General features: G+C 68.2%; 10 protein-coding genes. 6 read left to right on the top strand and 4 right to left on the bottom strand.

Annotation, left to right across the window (positions count from 1 at the left end):
• Nucleotides 1–138: 138 nt before the first annotated feature.
• Nucleotides 139–702, top strand: coding sequence for a hypothetical protein (locus VFS34_08785; protein HET9794543.1), 564 nt, complete (start codon nt 139–141; stop codon nt 700–702).
• 70 nt (nt 703–772) lie between these two features.
• On the opposite strand, the gene VFS34_08780 is transcribed toward VFS34_08785, so the two are convergent.
• On the bottom strand, nt 773–1,672 hold the full coding sequence (locus tag VFS34_08780) for a hypothetical protein (GenBank protein ID HET9794542.1): 900 nt from the start codon (nt 1,670–1,672) through the stop codon (nt 773–775).
• A 665-nt stretch (nt 1,673–2,337) separates the two neighbouring features.
• The gene (locus VFS34_08775; protein ID HET9794541.1) at nt 2,338–2,937 is read right to left on the bottom strand and encodes a hypothetical protein; all 600 of its coding nucleotides are present in this window, start codon (nt 2,935–2,937) and stop codon (nt 2,338–2,340) included.
• A 289-nt stretch (nt 2,938–3,226) separates the two neighbouring features.
• On the opposite strand from VFS34_08775, the gene VFS34_08770 reads away from it, so the two are divergent.
• The gene (locus tag VFS34_08770) at nt 3,227–3,790 is read left to right on the top strand and encodes a cupin domain-containing protein (GenBank protein ID HET9794540.1); all 564 of its coding nucleotides are present in this window, start codon (nt 3,227–3,229) and stop codon (nt 3,788–3,790) included.
• A gap of 85 nt (nt 3,791–3,875) precedes the next feature.
• Here the strand turns inward: VFS34_08770 and VFS34_08765 are convergent, their stop codons facing one another.
• Nucleotides 3,876–5,396, bottom strand: a complete 1,521-nt coding sequence (locus VFS34_08765; protein HET9794539.1) for an FAD-dependent monooxygenase — start codon at nt 5,394–5,396, stop codon at nt 3,876–3,878.
• A 169-nt stretch (nt 5,397–5,565) separates the two neighbouring features.
• Here VFS34_08765 and VFS34_08760 point away from each other — a divergent pair, with 169 nt between their 5' ends.
• On the top strand, nt 5,566–5,817 hold the full coding sequence (locus tag VFS34_08760; GenBank protein HET9794538.1) for a DUF4242 domain-containing protein: 252 nt from the start codon (nt 5,566–5,568) through the stop codon (nt 5,815–5,817).
• A 57-nt stretch (nt 5,818–5,874) separates the two neighbouring features.
• Here the strand turns inward: VFS34_08760 and VFS34_08755 are convergent, their stop codons facing one another.
• Nucleotides 5,875–7,692 (bottom strand): FAD-binding oxidoreductase, encoded by a 1,818-nt coding sequence (locus tag VFS34_08755; protein ID HET9794537.1) that lies wholly within the window; start codon nt 7,690–7,692, stop codon nt 5,875–5,877.
• A gap of 271 nt (nt 7,693–7,963) precedes the next feature.
• On the opposite strand from VFS34_08755, the gene VFS34_08750 reads away from it, so the two are divergent.
• The 3 genes from VFS34_08750 to VFS34_08740 all read left to right on the top strand — a co-directional run.
• On the top strand, nt 7,964–9,121 hold the full coding sequence (locus VFS34_08750) for an S-layer homology domain-containing protein (GenBank protein ID HET9794536.1): 1,158 nt from the start codon (nt 7,964–7,966) through the stop codon (nt 9,119–9,121).
• Between the two features lie 125 nt (nt 9,122–9,246).
• Entirely contained in the window at nt 9,247–11,907 is a 2,661-nt protein-coding gene (locus VFS34_08745) for a protein kinase (GenBank protein HET9794535.1), read from the top strand.
• 106 nt (nt 11,908–12,013) lie between these two features.
• Nucleotides 12,014–12,259: protein kinase (locus tag VFS34_08740; GenBank protein ID HET9794534.1), on the top strand; the 246-nt coding region annotated here is incomplete at its 3' end.

Raw genomic sequence — 12,259 nt, 5'->3', positions numbered from 1 at the left:
CGTCCCGCGGCGGTGGCCGCCCTGGGACCAAGGTCCAATGGCGGGGACTCCTCGCCCTCCCGATAATTTCCTCGTGACCGTCGAATCGCGGTCGCCGGAAATCGACCGCGACGATCCGGCCGTCATCGAGGGAAAGTCATGAAACGACATCTCGTCATCGGCGTCTTCGCGGCTCTCGCTCTCCTCCTGTCCGGGGGGGCGGCCTCCGCGGAAGAGCTCGAGAGGTTCACCGGGTTCGGCGTCCATCTCCAGGGAAAGGGAAGAGGAACGATCATCGTCGGGATCGAGCGCTGGTCGACCGACGCGGAGCGGGAGAACTACCTCACGATCCTCCGGGACAAGGGACAGCCCGCCCTGATCGAGGCCCTCGAGCACGGCGAGCGCGTCGGGTACATCCGCCTGGCGAATTCTCAGGCGTACGAGCTCAAGTACGCGCGCTCGACCGACCTCCCGGACGGGACGCGGCGCGTCGTCATCGCCACCAACCGCATGATCCAGTTCAAGGAAGCCGTCACGCCGACCCGTTCCCGCTACTACGACTTCTCGATCGCCGAGATGCGGTTTCCCAAGGGGGAAAAGGGCGTGGGCAAGCTCGCGCCTGCGACCGCGATCTCGATCAACAAGGAAACCAACGCGCTGGCGATCGAGAACTTCGGGGTCGAGCCGGTCCGGATGTCGAGCATCACCGCGAAGAAGCCGTAGCTTCTCTTGCTCCGCCTCCCGAACGAGAAGACGCCGGCGCCGGCGGGAGCCCGGCGCCGGCGGCGGCCGCCTATTGCCGGCAGAACTCCCGAACGGCTTCCTGGAGTGCCTGCACGCTGGGGAAACCCATTGCCGATGCCGCAGCGTCGAGGCAGCCGAACTGTCGCGCGAGAGCGGACATGCTCGCGCCGTGACAGCTCGCCTGCCCGGGCGTTCCGGCGAACGCGGCCGCGGCCGCTCCCAGATCGATCGACGGGTCGAAGGCGCCCGGATCGAACGTGAAGACGCGCGCCTCGTCCAGGCGGCCCGAGAAGACCGGCGGCGAAAAGTTCCCGACGAAGTTCCCCATCGACAGGACGTCCGTCGCCAGCGACGGAGCGATGGGGAGATTCGGGATGCTCAGGACGAGCGTGTGCTGGACGTACACCTCGAACACGGTGCCGCCGGCCACGGACCGGTCCACGAGGGCCATCTCGACCGGCGATCCCGGAACCACCGGAACCGTCATGAAGATCATTCCCCCGACGAAGGCCGAGTAGAAACCGTTGTGGACACCCAGCCCGTAGCCGCGCGTCAACGATTCGAAGGGTGTTCCCCCGCTTCCGTTGTAGAACGCGCGAGCTTCGCCGATTCCCGGGCTGACGAGGACGTAGGCTTCCATTCCGAAATCCTGGACGATGCCCGGCAGGGCCGCCGGGGCGGCGTACCGCGAGTCCACGTTCGTGAAATCCATCGCGAGCGCGCTGGCGGCCGTTACCCCCGGCCCGTAGAACTCCAGGCCGACCTTGCTCGCGTCGACGGCGTCGGTCCCGCTGTCGATCGTGGGGTCGTCCCCGGGCAGGCCGACGGCAGCGAGGGGATCGCTCTCGCCGAGGTGATAGAGGCGATGGTTGAGAACCGCGCCGAGAACCGGCCCGGCCACGGACAGGCTCAGCACGAAAGCGATTCCGGGAGAGAGCAGGCGTTTCATGTTTCCTCCTTCCTGGTGTTTGCGGACGAAAATCGACCGGGGCCGAGGCGAGGGGGCGCGCGCGGGCCGGGATCTCCGCTGTTCGCGAGGCGCGGCGGCCGAAGGCGCGACGACGGGCCGGGCAAGTTCGACATCGAATCGCGGGAGAACCGCATGCATTTTCGGGGCCGGGGAAGATCTGACCGAAGGATCAGGTTCGACGGGGAGATTTCCGCGGAGCCCGGTCGCGGGACCCGCTCACGCGAGCCGCCGGGAGTATCAGGAGATGAACGCCTGCCACGTCATCCGTCCTGCCGGTCGCGGAAACCTCGTCCAGGTGTTTCCGGCGGCTCATCGCGTCGATCTCGATCGATCGAGATCGTATCGACCGCCGCTTCACGATGCCTGATTCAAATGCGGGGTTCATGGATGGAAGAACCAAGACGCGAGCGGGTCCTCTCCGATCCACGTGACGGCGCGGCCAGACGTGCCGGAAGACGGGTTCGTCGGGACCGGCCGGCGATGAAAGGCTGAAAGAGTCTCGGTTGGCGCAACGGCGAGGCGCGTCGAGACGCGAGCCCGGCGGGATGCGGGCCGGCCGCGACGTCCCGAGGCGTACCGGGAGCGTACGTCGCAGGGCGGCGCGGGCGGGACGCGCCCGCCCGGCTCGATGTATCGGCGCGCCTTTACCTCAGCGTGAGGTCGCCGGCGCCCACATGCGCATGCAACCGATACTTTCCGTCCCCCTGCTTGCGGAACGACCGGAAAAACCCTTCCTTCGATTCGCCGAACGGTCGTCCGTCGAGATCTCCGGTGTTCACGGATGCATCGACGTGCGAATAATCGGAGGGATTCCCGACTCCGATCGTCATGTCGCCCGCATGGAGCTCGATGTCCTTGCTCCCCTCGACGTTCTCGACCGACACGTCGCCGAACGGGATCCGCGCGAAGAGATCGGTCTGCCGCGGGATGCGGATCGTCGTCGTGATCTCGTCCCTGTGGCCGCCGGTGATGCGCAGCACGGCGTCCCCGTCCTTCTCGGTCATGCGCACCCGGACGTCTCCCGCGTCGTACGCCTTCCTTCCCGAGAGCTCGACCGTGATCCGGTTCTCGTTGGTGCCGACGATCCGGATCTCTCCGGACCGGACGTGGAGGCGCAGCCGATGCCCCGCGGCGAAGTCGGTGGAAAAGGGGTGATGAACGACGTCCCGGACGTCGACTCTCGTCTCGGCAAACGCGGCCGTCGCCGCCAGGAGGGCACAGGAGAAGAGAAAAGCGCTGCGCATGGAGCTACCTCCTGCTGGAACGGTACGAAGAACGGAGAATTTTGTTCCCCCGGGTCCCGGCATCCGCCTGTCAATTGCTCTGCCGGCCGAGCCTCGGCGCGGCATTCTCGGAGTGCCGTGCGGGCCGGCGAGGGGACGGTCGTCGGCGATGGCGAGGCGCGAAGCGACGAGCCTCCTCGGTTGAAGCCGACCGAGGTCCGGGAGGACGGCGACCGCGATCTCTCGCTCCGCCCGGGATGACAACGCAGGTTACCTCCGGTATACGATTCCCGAAAATGAGGAGGGAACCATGAAGAAGCTGATGCTCCTGGGAACCGCGGTCGTTCTCGCCGCGGCATCGGGACTCTCGGCGGCCGACGAGACTCCGATGAAGCCGAAGAAACCGATGGCCCACAAGGCGGCGCCGGCCGCGAAGATGGCGATGGCCGTGCCCGACGACATGAAGTGGGGCGACGTTCCCCCGTTGTTCTCGCCGGGTGCCAAGCTCGCGGTCCTCGAGGGAAATCCGTTCGGGACCGGGTACTACACCGTCGCCCTCAAGATGCCGGACGGTTACAAGGTCATGCCGCACTGGCATCCGGCGACCGAGCGCGTGACCGTGATCTCGGGAGACTTCCACGCGGGAATGGGCGACAAGATGGACGAGGCCGGCGCGAAGGACTTCCCCCCGGGAAGCTTCATCTCGATCCCGCCCCACATGCACCACTTCGCCTTCGCGAAAGGCGAGACGGTCGTTCAGGTCAGCGGCCCCGCTCCGTTCAAGCTCGTCTACGTCAACCCGGCGGACGATCCGAGCGGAATGCAGGGAAAGAAACCCGCGGCACAGAAGGCGGCGGAGAAGACCGGAGAGTAGTCCGCGAGCCCGCGGCTCGGTAATACACGATTCTGGAGAGCCCCCGCCCGGGGGCTCTTCTCTTTTCACTCCATGCATCGGCGCGCTAACGCCGGCCGAGGCCTCGCTCTTCGCAATAGCGCCGGAGCTTCCCCCCATCGGCCCGACTCTCCGCGAGCGCCACGTAACCGTCCGGCCGAACGAGATAGATCGCGTCGCGCGCGAGCCCGGCCCGGCGCGCGGCCTCGGTCCACGCGAAGCGGCAGAGCGCGATACCGAGAGCGGTGCAGGCGTCGGCCACCTCCGGCGGGGCCTCGCCGTAGACGTGAACCTGCCACCGGAGCGAGGCGAGCGGCGCGAAGTTGTCCTCGGGACCGTCCGACACCCAGGGAAGCCGGTCGCCGCCGCGGATGCTCCCCGCGGAGCCCGAGCTCAGCGGGCTCCCGCGGTATTCGATGCCCGTCTGCGAGACGATCCGGAACTGGAACCGGCGAACGGGGCCGAGGCGAAAGAGCAGCGGAACGATGCGAGGGACGAGCCGGGTCCGGACGAATCTCACGAACGGACCGCGCTTCGTCACGAACTCGAAGATGCGGTCGGTCGTCGAGACGAGGCGCCTCGCGAACCCGATGCGCTCGAGCTCGTAGGTCGAGAGGAGATCGTCGCGCGCCCCGCCGAGGACCGCGGCGAGCTTCCAGGCGAGGTTCACGGCGTCGCCGATTCCCGTGTTCATCCCCTGTCCCCCGACGGGACTGTGGATGTGGGCCGCGTCGCCGAGCAGGAAGACCCGCCGGTCCCGGAAATGCGAGGCGACCCGGTGATGCACTCGATACGTCGAGAACCAGTTCACGCGAGCGACCCGGAGGCGCAGGTTCGTGATCGCCCGCTGCCCGACGTCCTCGAACGTCGGCTCGGCCGCGGCGCCGCCCGGCGGATCCCGGAGCACGCCGACGAGGCGGACGCGTCCCTCGCCCTTCAGCGGAAACAGGATCAGAAAGTCGGACTCGTCGAGATCGACCTGCACGCGGCCGTCGACCGCCGGTCCGGAGGCCTCCACGTCGGCGACGTAGAAGCGCCCCGTGTAGGTTCCTCCGGGAAACCCGATGCCCAGGACGTTCCGCACCGCCGACGACGCGCCGTCGCAGCCGGCGAGGTAGGCGGCCTCGCAGATCTCCGCCGAGCCGTCGGGGCGGCGCAGCGTCGCGCGGACGCCGCGTTCCTCCTGCGTGAAGCCGGCGAGCTCGATCGAGCGCTCGACGGAGACGCCGAGCGAATGCAGGCGCTCGATCAGGAGCTTCTCGTGCGCGTCCTGCGGGAAGACGAACACGAAGGCGTAGGGGCTCAGCCCCTCGCCGATCCGCCTCAGCGACACCCGGGCCGCAAGCCGCCCCTTCACCCAGAACCCGAGTCCGTCGACCTCGACGCCGGCGGCGACGACCGCGTCCGCGAGGCCGACCTGCCGGTAGAACTCCAGCGTGCGCGCCTGGACCGCGAGGGCGCGGGACGTGGTGCCGGGTTCGGCTTCCCGGTCGACGATCCGGACCCGGATCCCGAGCTTCGTCAGCCAGAGCGCGAGGACGAGCCCGGTCGGCCCGGCGCCCACGATCAGGACCGGCGTTTCGGTCACGGCCATCGAGTCTACGCCGGGCCAACGGGAGCAGGCGTCCACCCCGCAATCGGATGGGGCGGTTCCCGCGCCCCCGTCTTATTCCCGTCAACTTCGCGGCCGATCTGAGCGGTATTCCGCGAAAGACGGCGGTAGAATGCCCTCAAACTGACGGGAGAGGAGAAGAACCATGCCGCTCTACATGGACGTCCACAACCACATCGAGGGACTGACCGCCGAGGCCGTCGCCGGGGCCCACAAACGGGACCTCGAGGTCCAAGGCAAGCATGGGGTGAAGTACCTCAAGTACTGGTTCGATGAGAACGCCGGAAAGGTGTTCTGCCTCGTCCACGCGCCGAGCAAGGAGGCTGCGGCCGCCGTGCACAAGGAAGCCCACGGGCTCGTCGCCGACGAGCTCACCCCGGTCCAGGAAGGCGAGTGACTTCGACGCCCCCGCTCGCATGGGCGGGCGGGGGCGGAGACTTCCTTTCCTGCCCCCTCACCCCTTCGCGGTCCGCTCGAACCCGTCGGCGCTCCACTCCTCGCTGCCGACGCCGTGGTGCACGAAGAAGAGTCCGTCCGGGTCGTACTTCTTCTTGACGGCCTGGAGCTTCGGGTGGTTCGTTCCCCAGTACGCCTGCGGCCACGAGCGGTTGAAGAAATTGCTCTCGGAGACGTACGAGCCGGCATTCGGGACGATCTTCGCGAGCTCCGCCGTCGCCCGGTCGATCTCGCCCGCGTCCTTGCGGGCGGCGTCCACGTCCATCGCGGGGCGAGCGAGGCCCGGGTAGGCCGGGCCCTCGCCGTCGGCGATGATGACCAGCGCGAACGCGTCGAGCACCGCGGGGTTCGTCGCGGTGTCCTTCGCGGCGGCGAGAGCTTCCGCCGGCGCGCCCGCCAGTCCCTTGTTGAAGTGGAGGCCGACCTCCTTGTGGCGGCTCGCCGCGAAAAGCGCGTCGACGAGCTCCGCCTGCCTCCCCGGCGCGAGCAGGCCCTGCGGCAGCCACATCGACTCGTAGCCGTGGATGAACGCGCCGACCTGCTCCTGGTCGCCGCGCCAGAAGGCGTGCGCCTCGGGCGCGCCCGGCCGGGCGTCGGGGATCATCGACGTGCTCCCCCGCTTCCTTCGCGCGACGACGTCCCACCAGTGCCGCGACTCGATCGACCCCGCGCCGAGGTCGTCGACCGTGTAATCGCTCGATCCCTTCGCCCACGAGATGAACGGCTGCCAGAGCGCCTTCGCCGCGGCGTCGTCGATCCCCTGGCTGACCATCGAGATGTCGAGCACGTTGTCGGAACCGACCTTCGCCTGCTCTCCCCAGTGCGGGTTGAACAGGCTCTCTCGATAGAAGGCGACGAACCGGGCGATCAGCGCGCGGAACGCGGCGTCGGATTTCGCCTTGATCTTTCCCCCGGCGTAGCCGAAGTCCCGGGGAAGGTCGTGGGTCCGGAGCGTCACGCGCGTCACGACGCCCCAGCTTCCGCCCCCGCCCCCCTTCAACGCCCAGAAGAGATCCGGGTTCGTGCCGGCGTTGGCGAGGCGGACCTTTCCGTCGGCGGTGACGATCTCCGCTTCGAGGAGCCAGGACGCCGCCGTCCCGAAGCCCTTCGAGCAGGAGCCGAACCCGCCGCTCTGGACGAGACCGGCCACGCCGACCGTCGTGCATCCGCCACCCTGCACGTAGCGGCCCGCCTTCGTCGTCACCGCGTCGTAGAGATCGATCCACATGGCGCCCGAGCCCGCGGAAACCGCGGGAACGGGGGCGATCCTTCCCTCGCAATTCGTCGGAACGAACGCGTCGTGAAGCGTGACCGCGTTCATCTGCCGCGTCCAGACGAGGAGCGAGTCGGGAGCGTTCGACGTCCCGAGATAGCTGTGCCCGCCTCCCTTGACGACGAGCCGCAGATCGTTCTCGCGCGCGAAGTCGACCGCGGCCGCGACGTGCCGGGCCTCGTGCGCGGCGACGGCGTACGCGGAGGGCTGCGGCGTCCACGCGTCGAGCCAGCCGGAAACCTGCGTTCCCCCCGGCTGGTCCCCGATGAAGAAGGGATTCTGGATGTTCTTCATCGCCTCGCCGCACGCCGCGCCCTGCGGCTCTTTCGCGCACGCGGCGAACGGCGGCTTCACCTCGACGAGATTCCCGCCGACCTCGGCCTTCAGCTTTTCCCACTTCGCCGGCGACGGCCATCGCGGGTCCCCCGGCCGGACGCGGCGCAGGAGCGCTTTCTTCTCTCTCGCGCTGGCCCTCAGCTTCGGGCCGACGACCCACTGCAGGGTGCCCAGCGCGAGGCCCTTGAGCAAAGTTCGACGGTGCATCCTGCCTTCGAAGCATACTCGTCGGAAGGAACCCATCGGGTTTCAACCGATTGCGCCCCGACGTTTCCGGGAAGGATCCGGACGCTCGGCGGTACACGATTCTCGAATCGACGCCGGGAAGGGACGCGGACCCTTGCCCGAAGGGAATGGCCGCGCCATCGTTCCGAAGGAAGGTCCACGCCCGCGCGCCCCCGATTCCGGCCAACGCGCTGACGAGGGCTAAAATTCGCTCAGGAGGCGAACAATGGCGACACGTCGTTTTTTGCGCGGCATGGCCGCGGCATGGGCCGCGATCTTCTTCGTCGGAGCCGGCTTTCGGGTTATCGCGAGCTGCGCGAGCTTCGGGCTGCCATTCACCGATCTGGACGGCACGACGTTCTGCGCCGAGATTGCCGAGGCGTACTACTCCGGCCTCACCAATGGAACGTCGGCGACGACGTTCGCGCCCTCGGCGACGGTCACGCGCGAACAGATGACGGCATTCGTCACGCGAACGCTCGACCAGTCGCTCGCGCGAGGGAGCCGCCGGGCGGCTCTCCGGGAGTGGTGGAACTCGACGCCCCACTACGACCAGGGCCTCGGCCTCACCACGGTGGGCAACACGCCGCAGACCGTCGAGAGCGACGGCGTCGATCTCTGGACCGCCAACAACGCCGACGCCTCCGTCACCCGGGTACGGGCGAGCGACGGAAAGGTCCTCGACACCTGGACGGGAGCGACCCACGCGATCTCCATCCTGATCGCGATGGGACGGGTCTTCGTCGCCGGCAACACGATGCCGAATGGGAGCCTCTACGAGATCGACCCCACCCAGCCGGGCACGACCGTCACCACACGCATCAGCACTCTCGGAAACGACGTCGGGCTCGCTTTCGACGGGAACTTCATCTGGGCGGCGAACTTCGACGGCTCGGTCGCGAAGATCACCCCGGGGACCTGGACCTTTTCCACCGCGACGATTGGCTTCTCCCAGCCCGCCGGGATCCTGTTCGACGGCTCGAACATCTGGGTGACCGACCAGGGAGACAACAAGCTCAAGAAGCTCAACTCGGACGGTACGATCGCGCTGAGCGTGAACGTGGGCATGACGCCCGCGATCCCGGTCTTCGACGGGCACAACATCTGGGTCCCGAATTTCGGCGGCAACTCGCTGACGGTGGTCCGCGCGTCCGACGGCGCCGTGCTCAAGACCTTCTCGACCGGCAACGGCAACCGGAACGGCTTGAACGAGCCCGGAGGGCCGGCTTTCGACGGCCAGCGGATCCTGGTGCCGAACTTCGGAGCGTCGACCGTGTCCCTCTTCAAGGCGACCGATCTTTCGGCGATCGGATCGTTTCCGATCGGCATGGCCAATCCGAACTCCTCGTGCAGCGACGGGACGAGCTTCTGGTTGAGCTTCCGGCTCTCGAACAAGATCGGAAGGTACTGACCGGGTCGCCGGCGCGCCGGCGACTCCCCGGCTCGTACCGGAGCGCCGTCATCGGATCGACGCGGCTCGCCTCGAGCGCCGGGACCGCGCACGCCCTCCCCCCGCGCTATGATCCGGGCCGTCCCATGACACTCTCTTCCGGCACCAGGCTCGGTCCCTACGAGATCGTCTCGCCCATCGGCGCGGGCGGGATGGGCGAGGTGTATCGCGCCAGGGACGCGCGGCTCGGGCGCGACGTCGCGATCAAGGTGCTTCCGGAGTCGGTCTCCCGGGATCCGGACCGGCTCGCGCGATTCGAGCGCGAGGCGCGCGTCCTCGCCTCCGTCAACCATCCGAACATCGCCGCGATCTACGGACTCGAGGACTCCACCGCCGTCAAGGCACTCGTCCTCGAGCTCGTCGAGGGACCCACGCTCCAGGACCGGATCGAGGACGGGCCGATCCCCTTCGACGAAGCGCGCTCCATCGCGCTCCAGATCGCGGAGGCCCTCGAAGCCGCGCACGAGCGAGGCATCGTCCACCGGGATCTGAAGCCCGCCAACATCAAGCTCGGCGGGAACGACCGGGTCAAGGTCCTCGATTTCGGGCTCGCCAAGGCCCTCGACGCCGAACCCGGCGGATCTTCGCCGGACCTCACGCGTTCGCCGACGCTCTCCGTCGGCACGCAGGCCGGGATGATCATCGGCACGGCGGCTTACATGGCGCCGGAGCAGGCCCGCGGAAAGAAGGCCGACAAGCGCGCCGACGTCTGGGCGTTCGGCGTCGTGCTCTTCGAGATGCTGACGGGCCGACGGCTGTTCGAAGGGGAAACGGTTTCGGACGTGCTCGCCGCGGTGCTCAAGAACGAGCCGGACTTCGCGTTGCTGCCGCCGGGACTCCCCGCAAACGCCCGTCGGGTGCTTTCCCTTTGCCTCCAGAAGGACCCGAAGCAGCGCCTCCACGACATCGCCGACGCGCGCCTCGAGCTCACACGATCCGAGAGCGAATCGCCGGCGGACGTTTCGCTCGCCGCTCCGGCGGCACCCGGATCCCGTCGCCTTCCCTGGGCGATCGCCGCCGCGGCCGTCCTCCTGTCGATCGTCCTCGCCGGGATCGCCGTCCGGCGCGGGCGCACCGAGCCCAGAGCGATGAAGGTGAACGTCCTTCCGCCCGCCAACACGATCGGCTCGGGGTCGATCGACATCTCGGCCGACGGCCGGCGCCTCGCCTTCGTCGCGGCGGGACCGGACGGGCGCACGAAGCTCTACGTCCGCGACCTCGACTCCCTCGAGCCGCGAGCGCTTCCCGCCACCGAAGGCGCGGGCGCGCCGTTCTTCTCCCCCGACGGCCGCTCGGTGGCATTTTTCGCCGACCGGAAGCTCAAGCGCATCGATCTCGCCGGCGGACCTCCCCAGGTTCTCGCCGATGCCGCCGACAGCCGCGGAGGAAGCTGGGGAGCCGGACAGATCGTTTTTTCTCCGCAAGGCGGCGGCCCGCTCGTTCGCGTCTCTCCCTCGGGAGGCGCCGTGACGCCCGTGACGGCGCTCGCCGCGTCTCCCAAAGAGGTGTCGCATCGCTGGCCGCGCTTTCTCCCGGATGGAAAGCACTTCGTCTTCATGAACCGCCGCGCAACCGCGCCGCACCGGCTGGCTCTCGAAATGGCGTCGATCGACGGAGGAAAGCGCACGATGATCGCCGACGCCACGAGCGGCGCTTTCTATTCGGGCGGACGGCTCTACTTTCTTCGAGGGACGACGCTCCTCGCCCAGCCTTTCGACCCGGATCGCGGCGCCCTTTCGGGCGAGCCGACGCCCGTGACCGATCAGGTCTGGATCGACCCCGACACCGACGGGTACTCCGCCTTCGCGCTCGCGGCCGACGGCACGCTGGCGTTCCGCGGCGGGGCCGTGTCTCAGTACCAGATGACGTGGCTGGATCGCCAGGGGCATCCGGTCGGGACGGTCGGTTCTCCCGGGGCGATCGTCGCGGTGACGCTCTCGCCCGACGGACGCCAGGCCGCCTTCTACTCGCTCGATCCCGACCGCGACCGTTCTCTCGTCCAGACGATCGATCTCGCCCAGGGAGCCGTTTCGCTCATCTCCGATCAGGCGTCCGCTCAAGCCTTTTCTCCCGACGGCCGGTCGATCGTCTTCGCTTCCGACTTGAAAGGCGTCTTCGACCTCTATCAGCGGGACAGCCGCGGATCGGGATCGGCCCGCCTCCTCCTCGCCAACGACCTCTGGAAGTTCCCGGAAAGCTGGTCGCCGGATGGCCGGTTCCTGAGCTTCAGCCAGAGCAAGCCCGTTGGAGCGGCAGGCGATTCGACCGATATCTGGATCCTCCCGATCGCCGAAAATGGAAAGGCGGTCCCTTTTCGTCCGTCCTCTTCCCTGCAGATGTTCTCCGCCTTTTCGCCCGACGGGCGTTTCCTCGCGTACAGCTCCGACGAATCGGGCGTCCTGGAGGTGTACGTCCAGACTTTTCCGGCGACGGACGCCAAGTGGCGAGTCTCTTCGGGGGGAGGCTCGGAGCCGCTCTGGAGCCGGGACGGGACCGAGCTCTTCTACGTCGCGCCGAGCACCACGAGCGGGCGGCGCACGCTGATGACGACTTCGGTTCACCTTTCGGGGCATGAATTCTCGGCAGACCCTCCGCGTCCGATCTTCGACGCCCCCCTGCGCGGCCGGGGAAGCTCCCCTTCCTGGCCGTATGCCGTTTCTCCCGACGGCAAGCGCTTCCTCGCGGTCCTTCGGGTCGGCGAATCGGACTCCTCGCCGATCGTGCTGTTCTCGGGAGGCGGGCGATGAGAACCGCGTCGCCGTAGCAGGCGCTCACCCGTTCCTGTCACCCGCCCTCTCCTCTCGGTCGAAGGCCTTCGCCTCACCTGAGCCGCGCTATGATCGATGCCACCCAATGACACTCCAGGCCGGAACTCGCCTCGGTCCCTACGAGATCGTTTCGCCCATCGGCGCCGGGGGCATGGGAGAGGTCTACAAGGCGAAGGATGCCCGGCTCGGGCGCGACGTCGCGATCAAGGTCCTCCCCTCGCACCTGACCGACGATCCGGACCTGAAGGCCCGCTTCGAGCGCGAGGCGCGGGCGATCTCGCAGCTCACCCACCCTCACATCTGCACGCTCTACGACGTCGGAAGCGCCGAC

It is taken from the genome of Thermoanaerobaculia bacterium, from assembly GCA_035717485.1.
Lineage (GTDB): Bacteria > Acidobacteriota > Thermoanaerobaculia > UBA5066 > DATFVB01 > DATFVB01.
The sequence above is the reverse complement of the archived record's forward strand: the minus strand, read 5'-3'. Positions and strand labels throughout refer to the sequence as shown.